The sequence below is a fragment of the Uliginosibacterium sp. H1 genome (assembly GCF_036017065.1).
GTDB lineage: Bacteria > Pseudomonadota > Gammaproteobacteria > Burkholderiales > Rhodocyclaceae > Uliginosibacterium.
Genome location: NZ_JAYXHR010000004.1, coordinates 62,889 through 87,764 on the forward strand (window position 1 = coordinate 62,889; position 24,876 = coordinate 87,764).

At 66.4% G+C, this 24,876-nt stretch carries 21 protein-coding genes; 9 read left to right on the forward strand and 12 right to left on the reverse strand.

Features of this window, described 5'->3' with window-relative positions; all coding sequences use genetic code 11:
- Window positions 1-82 precede the first annotated feature (82 nt).
- The 4 genes from VVD47_RS19440 (at window position 83) to VVD47_RS19455 (ending at window position 5,110) form a co-directional block, all read left to right on the forward strand.
- The gene (locus VVD47_RS19440; RefSeq protein ID WP_327605183.1) at window positions 83-910 is read left to right on the forward strand and encodes a hypothetical protein; all 828 of its coding nucleotides are present in this window, start codon (window positions 83-85) and stop codon (window positions 908-910) included.
- A 191-nt stretch (window positions 911-1,101) separates the two neighbouring features.
- Window positions 1,102-2,103, forward strand: a complete 1,002-nt coding sequence (locus tag VVD47_RS19445) for a hypothetical protein (protein WP_327605184.1) — start codon at window positions 1,102-1,104, stop codon at window positions 2,101-2,103.
- A 297-nt stretch (window positions 2,104-2,400) separates the two neighbouring features.
- Complete coding sequence (locus VVD47_RS19450; protein ID WP_327605185.1) at window positions 2,401-3,681, forward strand: sugar transporter; 1,281 nt, start codon at window positions 2,401-2,403, stop codon at window positions 3,679-3,681.
- Window positions 3,682-3,850: 169 nt separating this feature from the next.
- Window positions 3,851-5,110, forward strand: a complete 1,260-nt coding sequence (locus tag VVD47_RS19455; protein ID WP_327605186.1) for a hypothetical protein — start codon at window positions 3,851-3,853, stop codon at window positions 5,108-5,110.
- A 34-nt stretch (window positions 5,111-5,144) separates the two neighbouring features.
- Here the strand turns inward: VVD47_RS19455 and hflX are convergent, their stop codons facing one another.
- Window positions 5,145-6,524 carry a GTPase HflX gene (hflX, locus tag VVD47_RS19460; RefSeq protein WP_327605187.1) on the reverse strand — a complete coding sequence of 460 codons (1,380 nt, stop codon included), beginning with the start codon at window positions 6,522-6,524 and terminating at the stop codon, window positions 5,145-5,147.
- A 172-nt stretch (window positions 6,525-6,696) separates the two neighbouring features.
- Between hflX and VVD47_RS19465 the strand changes: the two genes are divergently transcribed.
- Window positions 6,697-7,191 (forward strand): GNAT family N-acetyltransferase, encoded by a 495-nt coding sequence (locus VVD47_RS19465; protein ID WP_327605188.1) that lies wholly within the window; start codon window positions 6,697-6,699, stop codon window positions 7,189-7,191.
- Between the two features lie 216 nt (window positions 7,192-7,407).
- On the opposite strand, the gene VVD47_RS19470 is transcribed toward VVD47_RS19465, so the two are convergent.
- A complete protein-coding gene (locus VVD47_RS19470; RefSeq protein ID WP_327605189.1) occupies window positions 7,408-7,647 on the reverse strand; it encodes a hypothetical protein in 240 nt (79 codons plus the stop codon).
- Between the two features lie 160 nt (window positions 7,648-7,807).
- The gene (locus tag VVD47_RS19475; RefSeq protein ID WP_327605190.1) at window positions 7,808-8,092 is read right to left on the reverse strand and encodes a hypothetical protein; all 285 of its coding nucleotides are present in this window, start codon (window positions 8,090-8,092) and stop codon (window positions 7,808-7,810) included.
- A 181-nt stretch (window positions 8,093-8,273) separates the two neighbouring features.
- Between VVD47_RS19475 and VVD47_RS19480 the strand changes: the two genes are divergently transcribed.
- The 3 genes from VVD47_RS19480 to VVD47_RS19490 all read left to right on the forward strand — a co-directional run bounded on the left by VVD47_RS19480 (window position 8,274) and on the right by VVD47_RS19490 (window position 10,896).
- The gene (locus tag VVD47_RS19480; protein WP_327605191.1) at window positions 8,274-9,008 is read left to right on the forward strand and encodes a DNA-formamidopyrimidine glycosylase family protein; all 735 of its coding nucleotides are present in this window, start codon (window positions 8,274-8,276) and stop codon (window positions 9,006-9,008) included.
- A gap of 247 nt (window positions 9,009-9,255) precedes the next feature.
- Window positions 9,256-10,056, forward strand: a complete 801-nt coding sequence (locus VVD47_RS19485) for a PEP-CTERM sorting domain-containing protein (RefSeq protein WP_327605192.1) — start codon at window positions 9,256-9,258, stop codon at window positions 10,054-10,056.
- Window positions 10,057-10,200: 144 nt separating this feature from the next.
- Window positions 10,201-10,896, forward strand: coding sequence for a hypothetical protein (locus tag VVD47_RS19490; RefSeq protein ID WP_327605193.1), 696 nt, complete (start codon window positions 10,201-10,203; stop codon window positions 10,894-10,896).
- Between the two features lie 74 nt (window positions 10,897-10,970).
- Here the strand turns inward: VVD47_RS19490 and VVD47_RS19495 are convergent, their stop codons facing one another.
- Window positions 10,971-13,334 carry a methyl-accepting chemotaxis protein gene (locus VVD47_RS19495; protein WP_327605194.1) on the reverse strand — a complete coding sequence of 788 codons (2,364 nt, stop codon included), beginning with the start codon at window positions 13,332-13,334 and terminating at the stop codon, window positions 10,971-10,973.
- A gap of 474 nt (window positions 13,335-13,808) precedes the next feature.
- Here VVD47_RS19495 and VVD47_RS19500 point away from each other — a divergent pair, with 474 nt between their 5' ends.
- The gene (locus VVD47_RS19500; protein ID WP_327605195.1) at window positions 13,809-14,384 is read left to right on the forward strand and encodes a DUF3568 family protein; all 576 of its coding nucleotides are present in this window, start codon (window positions 13,809-13,811) and stop codon (window positions 14,382-14,384) included.
- 111 nt (window positions 14,385-14,495) lie between these two features.
- Here the strand turns inward: VVD47_RS19500 and VVD47_RS19505 are convergent, their stop codons facing one another.
- The 8 genes from VVD47_RS19505 to VVD47_RS19540 all read right to left on the reverse strand — a co-directional run bounded on the left by VVD47_RS19505 (window position 14,496) and on the right by VVD47_RS19540 (window position 24,853).
- A complete protein-coding gene (locus VVD47_RS19505) occupies window positions 14,496-16,112 on the reverse strand; it encodes a methyl-accepting chemotaxis protein (protein WP_327605196.1) in 1,617 nt (538 codons plus the stop codon).
- A gap of 163 nt (window positions 16,113-16,275) precedes the next feature.
- Window positions 16,276-17,184: a DMT family transporter gene (locus tag VVD47_RS19510; RefSeq protein ID WP_327605197.1), complete on the reverse strand. Its 909-nt coding sequence runs from the start codon at window positions 17,182-17,184 to the stop codon at window positions 16,276-16,278.
- A 95-nt stretch (window positions 17,185-17,279) separates the two neighbouring features.
- Window positions 17,280-18,467 (reverse strand): acyltransferase family protein, encoded by a 1,188-nt coding sequence (locus VVD47_RS19515; RefSeq protein WP_327605198.1) that lies wholly within the window; start codon window positions 18,465-18,467, stop codon window positions 17,280-17,282.
- 258 nt (window positions 18,468-18,725) lie between these two features.
- Window positions 18,726-20,375 carry a pectate lyase family protein gene (locus VVD47_RS19520; RefSeq protein ID WP_327605199.1) on the reverse strand — a complete coding sequence of 550 codons (1,650 nt, stop codon included), beginning with the start codon at window positions 20,373-20,375 and terminating at the stop codon, window positions 18,726-18,728.
- A 241-nt stretch (window positions 20,376-20,616) separates the two neighbouring features.
- Complete coding sequence (locus VVD47_RS19525) at window positions 20,617-22,191, reverse strand: phospholipase D family protein (protein ID WP_327605200.1); 1,575 nt, start codon at window positions 22,189-22,191, stop codon at window positions 20,617-20,619.
- Between the two features lie 78 nt (window positions 22,192-22,269).
- Window positions 22,270-22,746, reverse strand: coding sequence for a protein tyrosine phosphatase family protein (locus VVD47_RS19530; RefSeq protein ID WP_327605201.1), 477 nt, complete (start codon window positions 22,744-22,746; stop codon window positions 22,270-22,272).
- 140 nt (window positions 22,747-22,886) lie between these two features.
- Window positions 22,887-24,263: a phosphomannomutase/phosphoglucomutase gene (locus VVD47_RS19535; protein WP_327605202.1), complete on the reverse strand. Its 1,377-nt coding sequence runs from the start codon at window positions 24,261-24,263 to the stop codon at window positions 22,887-22,889.
- Between the two features lie 134 nt (window positions 24,264-24,397).
- Entirely contained in the window at window positions 24,398-24,853 is a 456-nt protein-coding gene (locus VVD47_RS19540) for a SixA phosphatase family protein (RefSeq protein ID WP_327605203.1), read from the reverse strand.
- Between the last annotated feature and the right edge of the window lie 23 nt (window positions 24,854-24,876).

The window sequence follows — 24,876 nt, forward strand, 5'->3', positions numbered from 1 at the left end:
CGGGGAGGCGTATCGGGCTCTGGCTAAACTGGCGCTCCCAGGCCGCCTCCCGCGGCTGCACCCCCATGGCATGGAGGCCCACTTGGCAACCGGACCGAAGGAAATCAGGCCACTGCTCGACGCCTTGATCGAGCGCAGGACCCTGCCGTTCGACGAGGTGCTGGCGATCTTCGCCGGCAAGGGTGGCAAGGTCAGCCAGGGCGCGGTGATGGAACGCCTGAACTTCCTGTGGAACGAGTACCTGTTCGCGCTGATCGGCCCGGACGGCGCGGAGGCGTCGTGGAACGAGGACGCGCCGTTCAAGGCACCCGCCGGCTACACCCTGCGCTTCCTCGGTATCGCGGCGAAGGAGGGTGTGATCGCCGGCACGGTGGCGGACCGCATCGACGAGCAGGACATCCAGGAGGTCGTGCCGGGCTATGTGTGGGTCGGCCTGAAGCGGCGCAACGACCTGCGCATCGTGGGCGAGCAGGCAGGCGCCACGCTGCTGGCGGAGCGCCTGCGTGCCTTCACGCACCAGTTCGCTTTCGACCTCGTCACCGGCCAGCACGTGCGCATTGCCGGCCTGTTCTCGGCGCGGGCCGTGAAGGGCCAGACGCTGGATACCCTGCTGACCCGCATCGCCAACCTGGAAAAGGAGTACGGCCGCTTCGACTACTTCGACCGCGTGCAGGTGATCCAGGTGATCAACGGTGACAGCTCGGCGGTGAAGGATTCGGATGGCAACGTGCGGATGGACATCCCGAAGAGCGTGCCGCGTGAAGCGATCCGCGGCTGGACCGAGTACGAACTGATCAGCGTGCGCACACCGCATGGCCTGCCGGTGCACGAGATGACCGGCACGCTGAAGATCATCGAGGAAGACGGCTTCTTCCGCATCGTCGACGCGACGGTGCATTCAGGATACTGAGCCGGGGGGCTGGGTCAGGGTACTGCGTCCGGCGTGGCAGGCTGTGGTGCTTTTGGGGGGAGGCCGTCGGTACGTTCCGCAGTGACGTGCCGGCCATGACTAAAGACACTTCTGGCGGTGCGCGCGCCTGCATACAGTCTCCGGCTTCGGCGCGCGATCCGACGGGCGCCTGCCTGGTCCGAGGAGGCCGTATGGATTCCCTGCAATCTGCAGTACCCGCTTCGTCTCACCCGTCCCACCCGTTCCGCGTGTCGCGCCTGTGTCTCCCGGCTGTTGCGTCGCTGTGCCTGGGGTTGTCGGCACATGCGCAAGCCAGCGGGGCGCTGCCGGCCAACAGCCCGGCACGCATCAGCGTCGAGTACAGCTTCGAGTCCAGGGGTCGCAAGGCCGGCCAGCTGGACACCGTCGAGTGGAATGTCCAGCGCAACGCCAGCATCGTGACGACGCTGAAGTCGCGTGCTGCCTCGCCGTATCCCGCACTGGGGCCGAAGGACCCGGCCATCGCGGCCGACACGCAGCGCAAGCAGGCACTCGCGGCGAAGACCCAGCAGCAGATGCAGCCGATGATGCAGGCGGCCGAGCAGATCATGGCGCGCTGTGGCGACGACGACGCCTGCGTCGAGCGCGAGAGCATGAAGCTGGGCGCCAGCATCAACGCCAAGGGCGGGCTGAGTGCCGATGAGAAGGCGGCGGGTCGCAACATCGCGGAGATATCGAAGCTGCCCGAGGGCAGCGTGCAGCTCTTCGAGGGCGTGAGCCAGCAAGGCAGCTTCCGCATCAGGGAGAACGTGACGATCCTGACTGCGGACCCGATCTGCCACGACAGGCCGAACAAGCGCTGCAAGCGCGAGGAGCAACGCGTGGCCGAGGCCGCCTTGCCGCAGGCACCCGCCGGAAAGGGCACGGCCTCGCTTGCCGAGGTGAGCCACAACGGCGGCACGCTGACGATGATCCTGCCCATGCCGCTCAATGCGCTGATGGTGGAGCAGACGATCCAGACCGACCACCCGGAGCAGGCCAGGGAGAGCGGCCGCAGCCAGGTGGTGTCGCCCTGGAGCTTTACCGGCGACACCCTCACGGTGAAGCTGAAGGGGGACTGGCGCAAGCAGTCCGGCGAACAGGTCAGCGAGGTGACCGATCGCGCCGGGCTCAAGGGCAAGCTGACGGTGCGCTGGCGTTTCGAGGCGCCCTGATTCCTGCGGCGCGTTTGCCGGACGTTCGCAGGGCGCGCCAGCAACGACAGGTGTCGGTGTCGGGCGTTCCCGGCGCCGTCGCTGAAAAGGTTTTATGTCCGCATAACAATCTTTGAAAGTGTGCCCGCAGCGCGGCACTTAAAATCACCCCTCACCTGCGGTGCCGCCGGCTGTACGAGCTGATCCTGCGGCGGCATCGTGAGCAGCACCGGCTGTTGCCGTGTGGCGGAGGTGAGCAGGCGGAGCGGCTGGCGTTTCGCTCCGACGCGGGCGGAACCCCCCGCCCGATTTGTACCGATGCACGCAGCACCTTCTTCCGCAGACCCCGTCGCACCCGTCCCGACGCTTCCCCCGACCCCGCAGGACACCGGCAACGCCTGGTGGCGGGTCATCGTGCTGGCGCTGGCGGCCTTCATCTTCAACACCACCGAATTCGTCCCGGTCGGTCTGCTGAGCGACATTGCGGCCAGCTTCGGCATGCAGACCGCACGCACCGGCCTGATGATCACCATCTACGCCTGGGTGGTCACGCTGGCCTCGCTGCCGGTGATGCTGCTGACCCGCGACATCGAGCGCAAGAAGCTGCTGGCCGGCACGTTCATCCTCTTCATCGCGAGCCACCTGCTGTCCGGCGTGGCCTGGAACTTCACCGTGCTGATGATCTCGCGCCTCGGCGTGGCGTTGGCGCACGCGGTGTTCTGGTCCATCACGGTGTCACTGGCGGTGCGCATCGCACCGGCCGGCAAGCGCGCACAGGCGCTCAGCCTGCTGTCCACCGGCTCGGTGCTGGCGATGGTGGTGGGCGTGCCGATGGGGCGTGTGCTCGGGCAACACCTGGGCTGGCGCATCACCTTCCTCGCCATCGCGGTGCTGGCGGTGCTGACGCTGTTCGCGCTGCTGCGCCTGCTGCCGAAACTGCCGAGCCAGCATGCCGGTTCGCTGGAAATGTTGCCGCGCCTGCTGCGGCGTACGGCGCTCACGCGCCTGTACGTGCTGACGGCGGTGATCGTCACCGCTCACTTCACCGCCTACAGCTACATCGAGCCCTTCCTGCAGGACGTCATCGGCCTGTCCGGCGGTACGGTCACGATGTTCCTGCTGGTACTCGGCGGGGCAGGGGTGCTGGGCAGCCTGGTGTTCAGCCGCTGGGGCGGTCGCCAGCCCAGCCTGCTGATCACGCCGGCCGTCATGGTGCTGACGCTGAGCACGCTGGCCCTCGTGCTGGCTGCCGGCACACAGCCCACGCTGGTGGCGCTCGGCCTGGTGTGGGGCATGTCCATCATGGTGATCGGCATCGGCCTGCAGGCCAAGGTGCTGGAGGCGGCGCCGGACGCCACCGACCTCGCGATGTCGCTGTTCTCCGGCATCTACAACATCGGCATCGGTGGCGGCGCCTTGCTCGGCAGCCAGGTGAGCGTCCGCCTCGGCATGGGCGACATCGGCTACGTGGCCAGCGCGATCGGCCTCGTTGCGTTGTTGTGGTGCCTGCTGGTGTTCCGCCGCGACATCTGCCTGCGCGCGCGTTTCAACCGGCAGGTCCAGGCCTTCGGCCGGGGACTCGCTTCGCTGCGGACCTGAGGCAGCCCGGCGTGCGCCGGATCTCGTCCGCCCGGTGGTGTTGCATCCATCGCCGTACTCGCCGTTAGTATTCCTGCGTGCGGATCGCTGGCGTGACCTGGCAGCACGCGATTCGACGTTCTCGACGAGGGGTGGCTGGCATGGGGCATCGGGCATGAAGGCATTCGGCATGAATCTGCGCAGCGTGTGGGTGTCTGGCCTGGCCCTGCTGTGCAGCGCAGCCGTGTCGGCGCAATCGATCGTCATCCCCATGAGCCTGCCGGGTGAAGACCTGGGCGCGCTGGCAACCGGTGGTGCGCCGGTCGTGAGCGAGCGCAAACCCTGGCTGGCGGTGACGATGCGCGGCACGGACCTCGTGCTCGATGCGGTCACCACGTCGAGGAAGCCTGACTGGATCGTCGAAGAGCGCAACACCACGGCCAGTCCTTCGCCGGAAGCCAGGAGGATCGTGCCGCGCACGCCGTCGGCGTTGGCGATGCCGCAGACGGCCTTGTTCGCGTTTCGCGTCGAGGGTTACGACGCAGCTGCGCCGGTCGTCCGGGTCGGCGTCCATCCCTCCGCGCTGACGCAGCCCGTGTTGCTGCACGACCGCTGGTCAGGCGACGTGACAGTGGCGGGCAAGCGCTGGACGGTGGCCACGGAATCCGTGCGCAGGAAGGACGGCGCGATGCTGTCCGGGTCGCTGTCGCTGGTGGCCCGCACCGCAACGGGGGAGCGCGTGGTGTTGCTGCCGCCCGCCCACGGCATGGTGTTCGAACGTCAGGAACTGCTGTGGCTGGGGAGCCTGCGCGGAAGTGCGGGTGCAGGCGGGCTGGACCTGCTGGTGAAGCGCACCCGCATCACCGGCCAGGTCGAGTACGTGTTGAAGATCGCTGACGCCATCGGCTTCGCGACGCTGGACCCCGATCTTGCGCACACCTACTTCGAATCCGGCATCGAGGAGTACGCGGAGCTGGCCAGCCACACGGCGCAGCCAAGGCCGCGCCCGGACGGCAAATTCGGTCAGGCGGCCTTCACGATCTCCGAAGAGGGCTGGAGCAAGGCGGTGGAGGAGGCGGAGCAGGGCGGGCTGCCTAAGCCGCTGTTCGACCGTCAGCTCGCGCTGGGTGCCGACAGGCTGCGCTTCGCCATCGACTACCTGCCGGTGGCGCAGATGGGGAAGGACGAGACGTGGTCCTCGGCGAACACCTCCTGGGAGGGGCCGGTGACGGTGAAAGTGAGCTTCCGCGGCAAGACGCAGACGCTGTTGCTGGCCGACCGGCTGGATGGCAGCGGCTTCCGCGTGCAGGTGGGCATGCTCGACGGCGAGCCGGCCGTGAACATCGCCTTCTCGCCGCACTACAACAACCAGTTCGCGTACTACTGGGTGTGGGACGACGCCGGCAAGCGCTTCAAGCGCCTGCTGCGGTCGCAGTGGCAGGGGTGTTGAGCCTGCACGGACGGGGCCGGTTGCACCTGCCGGCTCACCAGGGCTCGTCGTTCTTCGGCGGCGTGGTGTCCGGGTCGGCCAGCGCGCGCAGCTTGTCGATGGCGTCTGGTTCGCCGCGCACCTTGAAGGTGGCGCCGTTCTCGTCCGCGCTCTCCGCCAGCACCTGGCAGGTGGCGTAGATATCCTTGCGCAGTTGCTGCGCTGACCAGGGCAGGAACAGTTCGGCCTCCACCAGATCGCGCTGGAAGAAGGCGACGATGGCCTGGTGCATGCGCGCCACGTCTTCGGGGCGGCGTGCGCTCATCACCACGCAGTCCGGGTACTGGGCCTTCAGCTCCGCCTCGCGCGCGGCCTGCGCCTCGGCGTCGCCCACCTGGTCGATCTTGTTGAATACGCGGATGCGCGGGATTTCATGCGCGTCGATTTCCTCCAGCACCTTGTCGGTGACTTCGCGCTGGCGCTCGAAGCCCGGGTCGCTGGCGTCGATGACGTGCAGCAGCAGGGCGGCGTCCAGCGCCTCGTCCAGCGTGGACTTGAACGAGGTGACGAGACCGTGGGGCAGGTTCTTGATGAAGCCCACGGTGTCGCTGACCAGCACCCGCGGCACGCTTTCCGGATGCAGCACGCGCACGGTGGTGTCCAGGGTGGCGAACAGCTTGTTGGCGACCAGTACCTCGCTGCCGGTCAGCGCACGCATCAGCGTGGACTTGCCGGCGTTGGTGTAGCCCACCAGCGCGACGCTGTTCAGACCCTGGCCCTGGCGTTGCGTACGGCGCGAGCGCTGGGTCTCGCGCGTGGCGTTCATCGCGTCGATCTCTTCCTGCAACTCGGCGATGCGATCGCGGATCTTGCGACGGTCCAGCTCGGTGGCGGATTCACCCGAACCACGGCCCCCCACGCCGCTGCGCTGGCGGCCTTGCGGGCCGGCGGCCTTGGCGGCCTCGCGCAGGCGCGGCGCCATGTAGCCCAGCCGCGCGATCTCCACCTGCGCCTTTGCCGCGGGCGTGCGCGCGTTGCGGTGGAAGATCTCGAGGATGACCATGGTGCGGTCCATCACCTCGGTGTTTGTCTCGATTTCCAGCTTGCGCAACTGGGTGGGCGAGATCTCGTGGTCCACCAGCACCACCTCGATGTCGCCACCACGGCCTGCCTGCGGGTCGGGCGCTTCGTCCTCGCCGAGCGCCTGGCTCTCGATGTATTCACGGATTTCCGTCCGCTTGCCGACGCCCATGTAGCCGGTGGTGTCGAAACTGCCGCGCTTCTGCACAAAGGTTTCCACCACCTGCAGGCCGAGCGTCTTGGCGAGCTCGCGCAGCTCCATGAGGGAGGCGTGGAACTCCAGGTCGGTGACGCTGGGCAGGTGAACGGCGGCGATGACGGCGCGTACGGGGGATTCGGGTGAAGCGGCGGGCATTGCGGAGGGGGGGCGGTCAGGTGAAAGCAGGCGGCATGGTAGCCGGAAAGGGGGCGGCGTGCCGCCGGGGGGGCGGCGTGTCTCCGAAGGATCGGTGTGCCGCCAGGCTTGATCTGCTGCAAAGCCGGCCACGGGGTGGCTCGGTACACTTGCGGACATGAAGATCCGCCGCATGAAATCCGCCGACCTGCCTGCCGTGATGGCCGTGCAGGCCAGCTGCTACCCGTCTGCCCTCAACGAGCCGCTCGACGTGCTGGAACGACGCCTCGAAACCTGCAGCGACACCGCCTGGGTCATGCAGGAGAGCACGCGGGACGAGTCCACCGTGTGTGCCTACCTGTTTGCGTACCGTTCCGCCCTGGGCAAGGTGACGCCGCTGGGCGGTGAGTTCGAGTCCAGCCGCCGCGTCGACAGCCTGTACCTGCACGACCTCGCCGTGTCGCCCCGCATGAAGGGCCAGCGCCTCGCGCAGTGGCTGGTGCAGCACGCCTGGGCCAGTGCCTGGGCCATGGGCCTGCGCAGCTCCGCGCTGGTCGCGGTACAGGGCTCGCTGCCGTTCTGGGCACGGCTGGGCTATGCCCGCCACCAGGCCTTGTCGCCGTCACAGGCTGTGCACCTGCGCAGCTATGGCGACGGACAGTACATGGTCAGGCATTTCACGGGCTGAGTCCTGTCCTGGGGCGGACGGCCCCGTACCTGCTGTCATCCATACTGTTCCGACCGGCGCCGCCGGCTTTCGCGCAGCATGGCCGGCAGGGCACCGGATAAAGGAGTGCTGGTCAGAGAGCAGGGGGCCAAGGGGGCGTAATGTCGCCCGGCCTGATGCGCCTCATGGGATGCGTGCGACGCCGCAAGGATCAGCTGCGGGGTTGCAGCTTCCTGGTCAGGCCGCAGCTTCGCTGACGGTTTCCAGTGCGTCCTTGCCCAGCGCCTGTTGCGCCCGCGCCTGCAGGGCCCGGTAGCTGCGCTCCCACTCCGCATTGCGCGGCGTGGTCTTGACGATCTGGCGCAAGACGTTGCGCAGGACTTCGGTCTCCTGGCGCGCCCGTGCGAGCTCGGCAGTCAGTTCGGCATACTCTTCTTCGTACACCAGCGTGACCTTGCGGTCCTTGCATACGCCCACGCACGTCTGCGGGCCATCCAGTCGGCCACAGCCAATACATTGCCATGCGGTCATGATCTCGGGCATCGCCGGCCTCCTCGTTGAGTGGAATGCCCGATCATTGTCTCACCGCGGCCCGGCGCGGTCTTCGATGCAGATCAGTTCCCGTCGTAATACTTTGTCAGACGCTGCGATGACGCCGGAGTGTGTCGCGAGCACGTGCCTGCGCCTGCCGGAAGCAGGTCTCCCACTGACCTTCGCGCGGGGTGGCGTGAGCCAGCTGGCTCAACAGGTCGAGCAGGGCGCCAACGGTATGCTGGCTTTGCGCAAGGTGCTTCTCCAGCGCCACGTACTCGTCGTGGTGGATGAGCTGGACCTTGCTGTCGCGACAGGCGCCTGTGCAGGCCTGCTGGCTCTCGATCCGGCCACAGCCGCCGCACTGCCAGGCGGTGAAGGTGTGAGGCATGTCCATGCTCCTTTCGCGGAATGCAGGATGCGCGATGGCGCTGTCGGCGAAGGCCGGCGCATGGCCACTATTTCACGACGGCCCTGCCGCTTCTTCGATCTGGATCAGGTTTGGGCGCCCGGGGAAAGGATGCGGAACATCGACGCCCGCCGCGGTGTCTCCCTGCTTTCAGGGGAGCGCCATGCCGGAAGGTCCTTCCATTGTCATCCTGACCGAGCAGACCCGCGAGTTCGCGGGCCGGACGATCCTGCGTGCGGAGGGCGACGCGAAGATCGACACGTCGCGTCTGCTGGGCGAGCGGGTGCGGGCGCTGCGTAGCTGGGGCAAGCACTTCCTGATCGAGCTGGATGGCTTCAGCGTACGCATCCACTTCCTGCTGTTCGGCAGCTATCGCATCAACGGACGCAAGGACGCCGTTCCGCGTCTGAGCCTTGGCTTCAGCAAGGGTGAGCTGAACTTCTATGCGTGCTCGGTGCAGTACGTGGAAGGCGAGTTGTTGCGCACCTACGACTGGGCCGGTGACGTGATGTCCGACGCCTGGGATGCCAGGCAGGCGCTCGCGAAGCTGCGCGCCATGCCGGACACTTTGGCCTGCGATGCCGTGCTGGACCAAGCTGTGTTCGCAGGCGCCGGCAATATCATCAAGAACGAGGTGCTGTTCCGCATCCGCCTGCACCCCTTGTCGCGCATCGGCGCACTGCCTGCGACCAGGCTACGTGAACTGGTGAAGGAGGTGCGCCAGTACAGCTTCGATTTCCTGGCCTGGAAGAAGGCGGGCGTGCTGAAGGAAAACTGGCTGGCGCATACGAAGACAGTCTGCCCGCGCTGCGCGATTCCGTTCTCCATGGGCAAGCTGGGCAAGACCAGGCGGCGCAGCTTCTGGTGCGAGCGCTGCCAGAAGCGCTACGGTGATTGATGCGGGTCGCCGTTCGTCGCTGGATATCATGCCCGGCGTGGGTGACGACACGCATGCATGCAATCTTTGCATCCCACCGGAATCGCCTTATCTGCGAGGTTCGCGCCGCGGCCCGATCCGAACTGCGAGATACGCCGGGAACTGCGTTTATCGTGGCGCCGCGCTGGTCAGACGGCGCCTAGGCAGGGACATGACTTTTGAATAGATTGGGGCGGCACGTCGCAACCCCGTCAGGAAAGGAAGTCCCATGTCCATCTCCCCGCTCGCATGGCTCCTCGACACCACCAACCTCCCGGCCCGCGTCACGAAAGCCGTCCTGCTGGGCATGGCCCTGCTGGCGGCGGTGATGGCAGCGAACGCCAGTGCAGCGCCGATGTATCGCTATACCTACAACGGCATGCCTTACGGCATGGCGGCGCCCTATCTGCACACGGGGCCGTGGGGGCCGGAGGACTACGTCAGTGCACAGATCCTGTCACCCGTAAGGCTCACCGCGAGCGAGGCGGACATCGCGACGATTCCGGGTGTCCAGCTCTGGATGAGCGATGGGGCACATACGTTCTTTCCCGGTCAGCACCCGGGCCCGACCTACCGGTTGCTGCCACAGGAGATACTCGATCATCCGGAGCTCTATCACGACGCGTACCCGTTCTGGCCCTATGAGGATCCGCATCCCTATGAGTCGTCCGGCGTCAGCATGGTGCTCAGGGCTTTCGATGACCAGGGGCTGCCCACTGACTGGTACCTCAGTGCAGGCTACACGTCGCATCACGACATCCGTTCGCAGGAAGGGGTGGTCGTCAGCAGTCAGTCACTCGTGAGCGTGACGGGCGAGCGGATTGTTCAGGACAGTGCCTACCTGTGGGCCACTTTCTACGGCGGCGCGTACGAATATGCGTTCAGCGAGAGCGACGCCTGGCTTTGGCCAGTGAGCTGGCGGCTCGACGTGATCGAGGTGCCCGAGCCCACGCCGCTGGCTCTGCTGGCTGTCGCATTCGCAGGCCTGGGTGGCATCCTCTGGCGCAGGCGCGAAGGGGCCGCCCGGTAACACGTACGCCATGAACAAGCAGCGGCGCGTGCAGAGGTTCGAGCCGTCCTGCTCCGAGGTCGTCAGGTCACGGATGCATGGCTGATGCTGTCAGTTCCTTCGGCATTCAGCTTGGTCGCTTGCTCCCTCCAGAAAGGAAGTTCCATGTCCATCTCCCTGCTGGCCCGGGTCTTCAGCACCGCTCTTTTCCCTGCCCGTGAGATGAGGGGAGCGCTTCTGTCCGTGGCATTGCTGCTCGCGTTCGTGTCGGCCCCGGGCGTGGCGGCACCGATGTATCGCTACACCTATACGGGTAATCCATTCGGTCTCGCCGGGCCTGATTACTACAACCCGCCCATTGGTCCCGACGACTTCATTTCAGCCGAGATACTGTCGCCGGTGCGCCTGACCGGCAGCCTGGAGGATCAGCTCACGCGCCCCGGGTTGCAGCTCACCTTGTCCAATGGCGTGGACGTCCTGAGCTACCAGCCTTCGACGATTCCCGGCTATCCGGAAATCAGCTTCCTCGGCGCACTCTACCTTCCCGAAGTCGATGCCACAGGCTTGCCGACGGCCTGGTGGATGTACGTCGAACGCATCGAGACCTACGACGTGCGCTCGGTGTATGGCGCACGCGTCTATACCAACGCTGACGCCGGTGGCGCGTATGAAGACACCTACTACTGGGACTACGCCCAGGGCGCGTATTCCATCTCCAGGGTGGCCGACAACCGCGGCACCTGGCGCCTGGACATGGTGGAAGTGTCCGAGCCTGCGCCTTTGACCCTGGCCTTGCTGGCGCTGGCAGGCATGGCGGGCTTGCGTCGACGCCGGCGTCGGGAAGAGAAGTCAGACGCCTGACTGGAGCGGTCGTCCAGAAAGCGGAACGGCTCGCACACGCAGGTGTGCGAGCCGTTCCGCTTTCTGGCGCGTCGTCAGATCTCGGACGCGGCCTTGCTGATGGCGTCGAGTTCCGCCAGCACTTCGGCGATCTCGCTGGTGCCACGCGCGGCTTTGGTCAGCACGCCGGAGATCTCGTTGGTCGAAGTCTCCTGCTCGCTCACCGCGCTGGAGATGCTGGCCGACAGCGCCGACACCTTCTGCATGATGTCGCTGATGGCGGTGACCGACGAAAACACCTGGCGCGTGTTCTCCTGCACCGAGCCGATCATGGTGCTGATGTTGGCCGACGAGGTCACGGTGTTGACCGCGAGGGTCTTCACCTCCTGCGCCACCACGGCGAAGCCGCGTCCTGCCTCGCCGGCGCGCGCAGCCTCGATGGCGGCGTTGAGCGACAGCAGGTTGGTCTGCTGGGCGATCTCGGTGATGAAGCCGAGGATCTTGCTGATCTCGCTGGACTGGTTGTTCAGGTTGTTGATGTCGCGGCCGGCCGTCTCGGTAAGCGCCACGGCGTCGTTGATGACCTGCATCACCTCGCGGATGCTCAGCGAGATGTCGCGGATGCTGTTGGCCACGCCTTCCATCGCCGACGAGCCGCCCTGCACGCTGTGGTTGATCTGCTCGGAGTTGCCGGACACCTCGGTGACCTTGCTCTCCATCGTGGTCAGCGTGCCCTTCAGCGTCTGCCGCAGCAGGGCGCCGTACAGTGCGCTGGACAGCTGCACCTTGATTGCCTCGTAGATGCTGCCGTCGCGCGGGCCGACGCCGAACACCACCAGGCCGATCTGGATGTCGTTGAAGTGCAGGGGCAGCGCCATCAGCGACTGGCGCTCACCGGCACTGGCCAGCAGATCGGGAATGAAATCCGCCGTCGGAATCAGGCCGCGGCCGGTGTCGAAGCGGATGCTGTTCTTGGTGTCGAAGGAGGTCAGCACGCGCAGCTGCGAAGGCACGCTCTTGCGGTCCCAGCCCGGTTCGTTCTCGTACAGCGCGAGGAACATCGCCGGGATGCCCAGCTTGGGCAGGTCGTCCTGCAGGATCTTGCGGATTGCCTCGGTCTCGTAGGTCGTGACCAGCTTGGCGCCCAGCGCGCTGATCGCACGCTCGCGGGCCACCGCTTTCAGGTTGGCCGCATCGCGCAGGCGGCCGGCGGCCTCGCTGATCATCACGCGGCCCTGTGCCCACAGGTCTTCGGCCTTGATGAGCTTGCCGCGACGACGTAGGCCGGACAGTGCATGGCGCCGCAGCACCGACACGTAGTTCTGCAGCAGTTCCACCGGCAGCTTGTCAGCGGCGAAGCACTTCACGGCATCGCTCAACGCGGCCATGAACACGCCGTGGTTGCTGCCCCAGCCGAATTCCTTGTGGAAGGCGTCGATCAGCTTGCCCGCGCAGTCGAGCAGCATCTCTTCCTTCAATTGGGCGGCATTCAGGCTGCCGACGATGGAGTCGACCATCGCGCGTGCCGTCCTGTCGCGGCTGAACAGGCCGCTGAAGCCCAGCAGCCCGCCCTTGCCACCCGCGGCGGCGGCTTCCATCTTGTGCGACAGGCAGCCGCAGGACTGGCCCATGACGATCTTGGCCGGCAGCTTGGTGACCGGTGCCGGCGCGCGGCCCGCGGCGGCGGCGTTCACCACCTCGATGGCCTTGGCGATCTGATCGTCGCCGGGCAGGGACACCGTGGTGACCGGCGGGGTGAGCGCCCGTGCTTCGAAGGTGTCGTTGCAACCGGTGACGGCCAGGTCGTCCGGCACGCGGATGCCGCGCTTCTGCAATTCCTCGATGGCGCCCACCGCGATGTTGTCGCTGACGCAGGCCAGGGCGTCGAAGTCGCGGCCCGGCACCAGCTTCCGCTGGTCGAGGAAGAGCTGGACCATCTCGGTGCCCTTGCTCTTGTCCCAGGTGCCGAAGGGCGAAATCAGGTTGTCGTCGATGCCGATGCCGTTCTCCTTCAGGGCATCGAGATAGGCCTGGTAACGCTCCTTGGCCGAGGCATGGCTCTCCGGACCGCGGATGAAGGCGATGCGACGCTTGCCGTGGTGCTGGATCAGGTGCTCCACCACCGCCCGCACCCCGGCGTAGCTGTCGGTGGACACCACCGGGTAGGGCTGGATCTGCAGCGTCAGCGTCACCACCGGCACCGAACCGTAACGCTTGTAGTAGTTGTTGATGTACGGACTGCCGTCCGACGACGCCCAGGTGACGACGCCGTGATAGCGCTCGTTCACCAGGTCGTAGATGGCCGAGCCCGGGTCCTTGCCCAGCTGCCCGCCGCGAAAGACCACAAGGTGCTGATTCTGCTTTTCGGCGGCGCTGAGCACCCCCTCGAAGAGCATTTCCTGCGTGCTGCCTCCTGCCGATTCGCGCGTCAGAAACGCGACCGGTTTGCCTGCATGCATTGCTGAATCCCCCATCCGGATTGAGTGTCGACCTGCGTCGAGCCGAGATTTCTGCGTGCGTTCCAGGCCTTGCCGGGCCCACAGGTCGTTGCCGTGACCTGATGCTGCGGAGCCGCACGCTTTGTGAATCTTCGTTTCCGGGATTACGGTTCTGCAGGAGAGAACTTTATGGGTGAGTGAGCGACCATGTGGCGAAGCGGATAACTGGTCCGGTGGCTGACCGCGTTGCCGCCGGTGTGACCGGCCGTGGTGCGCAAGTGACGCAACGCGGCAGGGCCGGCCATCCCCGGCACCGGACGCCCATCCGCCGGTCGCACCGTCGGGCGGAGCAGACAGACCACTCGTGACGGACTGTCGGGCATCCGTCAGGGCGCGGACATCGACAGCCCTTTTCGGCATGTGGGCTGCTTCCGGGAAAGGCATGCCACGCGCGCGGCGGGTTCGCCCCGCTGCGGTCGCCCCCGGAGCCCCGTCATGAAACCGAACGCCCGAATCTCCCGAGTCCTGTCCTGCAGCCTTCGCCTGGCGGCCAGCGCCGGGGTGCTGCTGGCCCTCAACGGTTGCGCCGCACTGGCGGTCAGCCTGGCAGGGGCCGGTGCGGGGGCGGGCTTGTCGCACCAGATGGGGGGCACGGCCAGCCGCACGTTCACCGAGAGTTTCGACAGGGTGGATGCCGCGTCCCGGGTGGTCGCCCGCAAGATGTATCTGCAGGTCGACAGCGTGGACGTCACGGAGAACATCCAGCTGACCCGTGCCCGGGTGGCCGACCTGGACGTGTCGATGGAGCTGCAGCCGCTGTCGCCGACGCTGACCCGTATCAGCGTGGTGGCGCGCAAGAACCTGCTGCAGGTGGATGGCGCCACCGCGCAGGAAATCGTCGCCCAGGTGGATCGCGCCCTGTTCGCCATCCAGCAGGAAGAGCAGGCAGCCCTGGCCGCCGCTGCCGAGGCAGAGGCCCGCGCGGCGAAGTACGTCGCGCCGCAGCCGTCGGCCGCCAACCGCAAGAACACCGGCACGGCCACGCCGCCGCGCCGCAAGGGTTCGATCTGACGAGTTTTGTCGCCGGGGGCCGGTTACTGCATCGGCAGCAACCGGGTGGGTGAACGGAAAGGCCCGCATGCATCGCTGCATGCGGGCCTTTTTCCTGCAACTGAGGGGCGATCAGAGGCGGAAGCGCGACACCGAGCCCAGCAGGCTGGAGGCCAGGGCTTCCAGGGTGCGCACGTTGCCGTTGGCGGCTTCCACCGAGGCCGCCGAGGCATCCACCATCTGCGCAATGTGTTCCACGTTGCGCGCCACGGCCGAACCGGCCTGGCTCTGTTCCGACGTGGCGGAGGCCACATCGCGCACCTTGGCGAGCGTGGCCGCGGCACCGGCACTGATCTCGCGCAGCGCAGCCGCCGCATCGGTGGCTTTCTCGACGCCCTGTGCGACGCGCGGGGTCACCGCCTTCATGCTGTCCACGACCGACCCGGTGTTCTGCTGGATCAGCTGGATCATGTGGGTGATCTGCGCCGTTGCCTGGGTGGTGCGCTCGGCCAGCTTGCGGACCTCGTCGGCCACCACCGCGAAGCCGCGTCCCTGCTCACCGGCGCGGGCGGCCTCGATGGCAGCGTTCAGGGCCAGCAGGTTGGTCTGGTCGGCGATCTCGCGGATCACGCTGGCGATGCCATCGATCTCGCGCGAGCGCTCCAGCAGGTCTTCGATGCTGGAGGACGCCTGCACCACATCCTCCGACACCTGCTCGATCGTCGCGCAGGCTTCGCTCACCAGTTGCTCGCCACGTGCGGCGAGGTCGCTGGAGCGCGAGGAGTTCTGTTCGGTTTCGCGCGCGCTGCTGGAAATGTGATCGATGCTGACCGACAGTTCCTCGATGGCCGCGGCGGTCGACGAGGTGGCGTCGGAGGACTGCTGCGACGCACGGTTGATCTGCTCCATCTGGCCGGTGAGGCTGGCGGTGGAGGTGCCCAGCTCGCGCGCACCGTCCTGGATGCTCTCGATCATCTGGCGCAGGCTGGCCTGCATCTGTGCGATGGCCGACAGCAGGCTGTCGCTGCCGGCGGGGGCGTCGACCTGGCGGCTGAGGTCACCGCCGGCAATGGCCAGCGCAACGTCCGCCGCATAGTCGGGCTCGCCACCGAGGCGGGCGTAGATGCGGCGCGACATCACGAAGGCCAGGCCGATCACCACGGCCAGCACGGCGACGCCGATGAACAGGAAGTTGCGCGCCATCTTCCAGTAGGCCGCGTTGATGTCATCGACGAACACGCCGTAGCCCACCAGCCAGTCCCAGCCCTTGATCCTGGTGACGCCGTTGATCTTCGGCAGCAGCTCGTCGCCGCCGCCGGGGCGCTTCACGGTGTCGTTGAAGAACGCGAAATCGGTCGTCGCCAGATGGTCCAGGTAGTTCTGCCAGTTGGTCTTGCCGTTGGGCAGGGTGACGCCGAAGTCCACCTTGCCGACGACATCCGGGTTCGGGTGCACCAGGCCCAGGGCGGCGACCGTGCGGGCCCACACGTAGCTCTTGCTTCCGTCGCGCAGCGTGGTCAGCGCCTCGATGGCGCGGGCCTGGGCTTCGTCGCGGCTCATCTTGCCGCTGGCTTCGAGCGCCTGGTAGTGGGCGACCTGTTTGGAGGCCAGGTTGAGGACGGTGTGGATCTCCTGGCGGCGGTCGTTGAGCATGTTCGTGCGCAACGCGGTGAGGGCGAAGGTTGCGAGCAGGACGAGGCCGAGTGCAGCGCAGGCGACGATCAGGGCAAGGCGATGTGAGAGCTTCATGGTCTGTCCATCAGGATTGGGCGATGCCGGGGGAGGACGAAGCCGTGGCGCAGCCTGGCGTGGCTTCGGGGTGATGGCAGTTCACGACCCTGACATGGACAGGCTGAATAGGGGTTTGTGTGAAGAATGGTCACGCTCCCCGGGGCAGGACCCCCGCGCCGGATCAGCGCGGACGGTTGGTCAGCACCACGCCCAGCACCGTGACCGCACCCCCCAGCAGCACCCCGGCCCCCAGCCGCTCGTGCAGGATCAGCGCACCCAGCGCGACGCCGAAAACCGGCACGAGGTTGGTGAAGGCAGCGGCCTTCGTCGCGCCGATGTGCTGGACGCCGGCGGTGAACCAGCTGTAGCTCAGCGCCGTGCCGAAAAAGCCGAGGTAGCCGATGGCCAGCCAGGCGCGTAGCGAGTAGTCCGGCCACTGGCTGAGCGAGCCTTCCACCAGCGCCGCGACGCCCAGCAGCGCGCCGCCTATGGCGCAGGCATACAGGTTGGCCACCAGTGGCGTCAGGCTGCCGGTCGCGCGCCGTCCGATGAAGGTGTATAGCGTCCAGCACACCACGCAGCCGAAGATCATCAGCTCACCGATGCCGACTTCGCCGTTGACCAGCGCCAGCGGCTGGCCGCCCGACACCACCAGCAGGCAGCCGCCCAGCGCCAGCGCAATGCCGGTGGCCTTCAGCGCATGCATGCGGTCGCCGAACAGCAACCAGGCCACCAGCGCGACCAGGGCCGGGTTCAGCGCGATGACCAGCGCGCCACGACCGGCGCTGATGTGCTGCAAGCCATGCAGGAAGAAGTAGTTGTAGGCGAATACGCCGGTCAGCCCCATCAGTCCGACCATGAGCCATTCCCGCCGTGTCAGGCGGGGCAGCGGGCCTTCATGACCACGCACGATCCATGCCGTAGCCAGGGTGGCGATCAGGAAGCGGTAGAAGGCGGCGCCGAACGGCGGCACCTCCTGTACGACGATGCGCGCCGCCACCCAGGTGCCGCCCCAGAACAGGGCGGTGAGGACGAGGCGGACGTAGATGCCGGGGAGAGGGGGCGAAGACGCTGAAGGGGTACGCGACATACCCCTCCATTCTTGCCCGCATTTGCCCGGCCGTGCGCGGTGATCAACCGAGGTCTTGTGTGACGTCAGCAATGAGGGCGGCCGGCGCCGCCGGTTCAGCGCTGAAGCTGGAGGCGCCACGCGCCCAGGAGTCTCCTCAGCCAGCCGGTCACCTGGGTGGTGGATTGCATGGCCGGATGCTCTATGGTCGCGAACGTCACGCAGCATGCCGCCACCAGCAACGGTGTCAGTGCAACTACGACAAGCCAGTAACCCTGCGCGCTGAGTGCCGTGAGCACCGAGCGATCGAGCACGAACTTGAAGGCAATGAAGAGCACCAGTCCGTGCAGCAGGTAGATGCTGTAGGACACTTCACCCAGCACCCGCGCGGCCGGGGTCACCAGCAGTCCGAACAGGCTGGCGCCGCCCGCCATCAGCGCAAACGCCGTGGTCAGCAGGGCAAGCTGGATGGGGCCGTTCGATTTCGGGAAAAGGAAGAGATTGGCCGTCAGGCATGCGAGCACCACGCATGATGCCCAATGCGTACCGGCCAGTTTGCGGAAGCGTTCGTCGCGTACGGCATGCGCCGCGAGGATGCCGCCGAGAAAGGTCACGATCTGCGGTGGTCGCAGGATGAGCAGCAGCATCGTTGCCGTCGCTATCACGCTGAACGCGAGGTAAGCGCGTGATGCGCGCGTGTGCGTGACCAGGCCGAGAAGGGGTAGCGCGAAATAGAAGAGCCACTCGTACGGCAAGGACCAGGTGACGCCCGCAACGATGAGGAAGGTGCCGGGTACCTCGTTGATGTTGGGCATGCCCCGGGTGGTGAACGCCACCCAGGTCAGCACGTTCTGGCTCAGTTCCGTGAGAGGCTCGCGCAGCTGACCTTTGCTGAGCCAGAAGACGATCGCGAACAGTGCCAGCATGGTGAAGGCATACAGAGGCACGATACGCGTCACGCGCGAAACGAAGAGTCGGCCCCAGTCCAGCTCCTTGCCGGCGCTGTCCAGCAGCTTCGTATAGAACAGGAAACCCGTGACCATGAAGAACAATGCGACGCCAGTGGAGCCGAGGTTCGAGTAGAAGTTGGCTGTCGGGTGAAGCCACGTTCCACCATGCAGGTAGAAATACCATATGCATGCATGGTGGGCGAACACACAGAGCGCCAGGTAGCCGCGCAGCCCGTCAAGCGAGGCGAAACGGCCGGATGGCGGTGCGGCATGGCCCAGTCGGATGCGTACCCAACCTGCGAGGGTGGCCGCCGCCAGGATGAGAAGCACCTGAACAGGAGATTGAACGTCCATTTCTGGGATCCTTGTGGGGGACCTCGTCGAGCGCATGGAGCCGCGCGGGCATGGGGGGCATGCCTGTCGTGAGTGTAGAGGGGATCGATACTGCGCCCCAGCCGTCTTGTCGGAATAGTGGACGAGGTCAGGGATCGTCGTGATCAATGGCTGATTCAGCCGCCACAAAGAAAAAGGCGCGCCAGTGGCGCGCCCTGAGCCTGCTGGACGACGCATCCGGGAGGAATGCGTCGCCCCTTTCTGCTACCGCGCAGCTACTCAGTAAACCTCGAACTCGGTCAGCGAAGGCTGGCCGGAGGTTGCCGTCACCACGACGCGCACCGAACCGGTGCTGGTCGGCGTGAAGCTGTGGCTCTTGCCGGCGCCGATGGTCGTGCCGGTGGCCACCGTGGTCCAGGTGGAGCCACTCAGCACTTCCACGCGGTAACCCTGGATGCGGCCGGCATGTTCCTTCAGCGTCACGCTGCTGACGGACTGGCTGCTGCTGAAGCTCAGGCGCACCCAGCTGCCGGCGCTGCTGTTGCTGGCTTCCCAGCGGGTGCTGGCGTTGCCGTCCTTCACCTGGGTGGCGGTGCGGCTGCTGCCCGACTGGCTGGACGCGCTGGCGGTGGCGCCCAGGGCCAGGTTGCTGCCCGAACCCCCCGACGAGCTGCTCGACGAAGAGCTGCTGCTCGACGAGGAGGAGCTGCTGGAGGAGGACGACGAAGACGACGAGGAGCTGCTCGACGAGCTGGAGCCGGTGCCGGAAGACGAACTGCTGGACGAGGACGACGAGGAACTGCTCGACGAGCTGCTGGACGAGGAGCCACCGCAGTTACCCACGACCGCCGCCGCTTCCTTCAGGCCCTTGCCGGCCCCCGCGGCGGCCAGTGTGATGCACTTGGCCTGCACGGCGGTATAGACCGTGGCCGTGTAGGGCAGGGTGATCGGGAAAGGCTTGGTCGTCGTCCAGTCGCTGGCGTTCTTCTTGGTGTCGCTGTCGACCGTCCAGGTGATGCCGTACTGGCCGAAGTCAGCCGGGCTCGCGATATTGTTGTTGCGCAGGTCCCAGTAGCCGATCGTGCTGCTGTAGCGGGCCACCACCGGGTTGTTGGAGTTCTCGAAGAAATTGCCTTCGATCAGCATGTTCCCGTTGACGCGGGAGTTCATGCCGCTGGCCACCACGCCGGTGTAGTAGTTGTTGTACATGTGGTAGTTGCCGCCGCGGTTCATCGGCGCGCGCTCTTCCACGTTCTTGACGATGTTGTGCGCCCAGGTCACGTGGCGCACGGTGCCGACGTCGCTGTCGCTGGAGCCGCCCAGCGACACCTTCTGGTGATCGCGGATGATGTTGTACGAGATGGTGATGTTGTTGGCCGACTTCTTGATGTCGATCGCGCCGTCGAAGGTGGTGTCGTCACCCGGCGTGCCCGGGCACTTGACGTTCTGACTGAAGAACTCGTTATGGTCGAGCCACACATTGCTGGCGGTGTCTTCGATACCGATGATGTCGCCGTCCGACGCGCCACCGGGCAGCAGGCCCATGGTCATGTTGCGCACGGCGATGTTCTTCGACGAGCCCTTGATGCGGATACCGAAGTTGGCCGACGAACCATCGGCGCCAAGAATGGTGATGTCATTCTTGTTCTGGATGGTCACTTCCTGCTTGGACTTGCTCCACTGGCCGCAGATGTTGGCCAGGATGGGGGCAGGGTCGAAGCTGCCGGTGTACTGGATGACCAGGCCGCCGCTACCGGAGTAGCTGTTGATGGCGTTCTGGACGGCGGACAGGTTGCTGGCGATGACCGGGGTGGCGCTACCACCGCCGGTCACGTTGCCGGCGAAGCCAGGGACGGCTGCAGTGGCGTGGCTTGCGATCGTGCTGAGCACGGCCGCAGCCAGCACGCTTTTCAGGTGCTTGCTGTTCATGATGCTTTGTCTCCGAAATTATTGTGGGTTGGTATCGGCTTTTGCGGCCGATCCGCGATCCCGGTCTGGCCGGAATCGTGTCAGGAGTCTGTAAGAATTAGCCTGACAATGCAATCGCCCGGCTCCCGCCATCCGGCCGTCCGGAAATATATTTTCCGTCGGCCCGGAAGTGGTCTATGCAGCGCGTCGCCACCGCAGGATGCGATGGCGTGGCCGGTGTGCGGTGCGATGAAAAGCGCGATCAGAGAAGCCATTCGATGGGCAGGATGGACAGCAGGTAGATCCAGCCACGCCGCAGGGCATTGGTGCCCGGTTCGGTGTCGTACTGCGTGGCACCGGACGCCGTCTGCTCCACCCAATGCAGCCGGTCCGAATCGTCGATCAAGACGTGATACGCCTCGTGCGACACGCGGGTATCGAACCAGCGGCCGATGGCGCTGGCCAGCGCCGGGCTGTCGATCACCACGCCCAGTTCGGTGTTGAGATGGGCTGAGCGTGGATCGAAATTGAAGGACCCGACGAAGGCCCGCTGACCGTCCTGGGCGAAGGTCTTCGCGTGCAGGCTGGCGGAGGAACTGCCGAAGTGTTTGCCGGGCTGGCGCTGGCCCGCTGTGGTGTCCTTCTCCGATGGAGCGGCGCGTTCGCTTTTTTCGCGCTTCAGTTCGTACAGCGTGACGCCTGCGCGCAGGAGGTCCTTGCGCCGCTTCGCGTAGCCGGCATGCACGGCGCTGACGTCCGTGCTCGACAGCGAGTTGGTGAGGATGCGCACCCGTACGCCCTGCTGCGCGAGCCGGGAAAATGCGGCGCTGCCTTGCGGGCCCGGGACGAAGTAAGGCGTCACCAGGTCGAACGAAACCCGTGGCTGGCCCAGCAGGTCGAGCAGTTGCGTCATCAGCAGCGGGCCGGCGCTGGCGGTGTCGCCCAGCGTCTTCGTGGGCGGGTCGACGACCAGTGTCGTGGGTGCCCATTCCAGTCCCATGAACCGGCCATCCAGCACGGTCTGCAGCAGGCCGCTGTCGCGCACGCGCTGCTGGTAGGCCTTCGCCTTGTCGTCGTTGCGGATGTCCGTGAAACGGGCGAGCAGGGCAGCGCGATCCACACTGGCGGACACCACGCTGGTGACCGGAAACGCCGACGCACTGTTCCAGTATGCGTCGAACGAGGAGGACACCGCGCGGACGACAGGCCCGGCCGCCAGTACGTCGAGATCCTGGAAGCCCACGCCGTCGCCGGCGTCGAAGTACTCGTCCCCGATGTTGCGGCCGCCGACGATGGTGGCCTGGTTGTCGGCGGTCATGGACTTGTTGTGCATGCGCCGGTTCAGCCGCTCGAATTCGCCCAGGTAGTTGAGCATCCGCGTGCTGCGCATGGCCAGCGGGTTGTACAGCCGCACCTCGATGAGGGGGTGCGCGTCCAGGGTCGCCAGCAGGTTGTCGAGGCCGCCGGTGTTGTTGTCGTCCAGCAGCAGGCGCACGCGTACGCCGCGTTCGGCCGCCTCCCACAGCGCCTCGAACAGCAGCAGGCCGGTGTGGTCCTGCCGCCAGATGTAGTACTGCACGTCCAGCGAACGATCGGCCGCCCGCGCCAGCAGCACGCGCGCCGCGAAGGCGTCCAGCGGATCGGGCAGGGGGTGGATGGCACTGTGGTCGGCCGGCTTGCCGGCACTCAGGCCCGCAATGCCGCGCCCAAGGCGGGTGTCATCGGTCCGGGTCATCGCATGACTGGGCAGTCGCTCCACCTCGGTCGGCAGGCTGGCGCAGGCGGCGCACAGCAGCAGGGGCAGCAAGGACAACAACAAGCGCAAACGAAAATGCATCGGGCATCCCTTGGTGGCCGACTACGCGACAGGTGTCGCAGCTCCGATGGTGCCCGCTTGCCCACGCCAGCGCCAGTCTCAGGGACGCGTCAGCCGCTGTGCCATGGTCTGGTCGATGAAGGCCTGCCAGACGGCGTCGGGCACGATGCCCAGCGTGCGCATCGGCGCGAAGGCCGGCTCCATGTCCCAGCCCAGGCGCAGGACGCGATACAGGCCGAGAAAGATCGACACGCGGATGTTGGCTGCGCAATGCACCCACACCCGTTCATCCTGCGCAGCCTCCATCGCCGCGAAGAAGGTTTCCAGGTCTGCCTGCTCCGGCCTCGCGAACTGCACCGGGATATGCACGTAGCGCAAGCCGTTTTCCGCGGCACAGCTGGCTTCATCCGCCAGTGAGTAACGCGGATCGTCATGCAGGGCGAGATTGATCAGGGTGGTGTAGCCCGCCTGCGCAATGGCTGCGATCTGCGTCTCCTTCGGCTGGCCGGAGGTGGCGAGGCGTTCGTCGATGGGGAGGTAGGCGCGGATGCTGCTCAGGCCGACGGATGCGGTCATCGTTGGTGGCGTCTCGATGGGAGCGTGGTGGACGAGGATGTTGGCATTGTCCGGCACCGTTGGCAGCAGATGTAGGCACAAAAAAGGCCAACCCGCAGGCTGGCCTTCCTTCATCACCGAGTTCGTCAACAACGCGAGGTTCAGAACGGCAATTCGATGCCCGGCCAGGCGGCCTGCAGGGCCTTGCGGAATTCGCCCTGGATGCGTGCGATGGCCGCTTCGGAATCGGCCTCGAAGCGCAGTACCACCACCGGCGTGGTGTTGGAGGAGCGGGCGAGGCCGAAGCCGTCGGCGAATTCGACGCGCAGACCGTCGATGGTGATGCGCTCGACTTCGCCTTCGAACTTAGCGTCGGCCTTCAGCTTTTCCACCAGCTTCACCGGTTCGCCCTCACTCATCTGGATGTTGAGTTCCGGCGTGCTCACGGCGTCCGGCAGGGCCTTCAGCACGGCGCTGGGGTCGTCGCTCTTCGACAGGATTTCCAGCAGGCGCACGCCGGTGTACAGGCCGTCGTCGAAGCCGTACCAGCGCTCCTTGAAGAACATGTGGCCGCTCATCTCGCCGGCCAGCGGGGCACCGGTTTCCTTGAGCTTGGCCTTCACCAGCGCGTGGCCAGTGTTCCACATGATCGGCTCGCCGCCGTGCTTGCGCACCCAGGGAGCGAGGTTACGCGTGCACTTCACGTCGTAGATGATCTGGCCGCCGGGTACGCGCGACAGCACATCGGCGGCGAACAGCATGAGCTGGCGGTCGGGGTAGATGATCTCGCCGTCCTTGGTCACCACGCCCAGGCGGTCGCCGTCGCCGTCGAAGGCCAGGCCGAGTTCGGCGTCGCCGTTCTTCAGCGCGTGGATCACGTCTTCCAGGTTCTCCGGCTTGGACGGGTCCGGGTGGTGGTTGGGGAAGTTGCCGTCGACTTCGCTGAACAACTCAGTCAGTTCGCAGCCGAGCTGGCGGAACAGGCTGGGCGCGGTGTTGCCGGCCACGCCGTTGCCGCTGTCCAGCACGATCTTCATCGGGCGGGCCAGCTTCACGTCGCCGAGGATGCGCTGCACGTAGGCTTCGCGCACGTCGGTATGGGTCACCTTGCCGCTGCCCTTGGCGAAGTCTTCGGTCTCGATGCGCCAGCGCAGGCCCTGGATCATGTCGCCAAAGAGGGTCTGGCCCCCCAGCACCATCTTGAGGCCGTTGTACTCGGGCGGGTTGTGGCTGCCGGTGATGGACACGCAGCTGTTGGCGTTCAGGTGGTAGGCCGCGAAGTAGGTGATCGGCGTGGCCACCGTGCCGATGTCGATGACATCGATGCCAGTGCTGGTGATGCCTTCGGCCAGCGCCTTGGCGAAGGTCGGTCCGGACAGGCGGCCGTCGCGGCCGATGACGATGGTTTTCTGGCCGCGGGCAACGGCTTCGGTACCCAGTGCGCAGCCGATGAGGCGGACGGCTTCGGTCGTCAGGGATTTGTCGACGATGCCGCGGATGTCATAGGCCTTGAAGATTTCGGGTGCGACGACTGCCATGGCGGTTCCTGCTCCTGATGATGGGATAAGGGAGATACGGGATGACCCTGATTATATGCGGCCAGCCTCCCCATGCCCGTGTCGGACGACTCCGACACGCCCGACGGCCCGTCCGGGCAGCGCCCGGCGCGGGCTCAGAGCATCTCGGGGGCGATGGCGGTGCGCAGCACGGTTTCACCCAGGCCGTTGCGCTCGCGCCAGCGCAGCCACCACAGGGCGCCCTTGCGCACGCTGAGGCCGCCGGTTTCATCCCCGTGCAGCAGGCGCGCAGCCACTTCGCCCAGCGTGGGCTGGTGGCCGACCACCAGCACGGCGCCGCCGGCGTCCGGCCAGCCGATGGCGGCCAGCAGGTCATCGGCGGTGGCCGAGGTGCCCACCGCGACCGTCGTTTCGAAATGCGGCGTCCAGGCGCCGATGGTCTGCTGGGTGCGGGTGGCCGGGCTCACCACGATGCGCAATTCCTTGGGGGCGTGCTCGGCCAGCCAGCGTGCCATCAGCTCGGCTTGGTGATGGCCGCGTTCGGTGAGGCGGCGGGTGTCGTCGGGACTGCCTTCCTCGGCTTCGGCGTGACGCCATAGCAAGAGATCCATGTGTCCTCCAGGGAGTGGGGAAG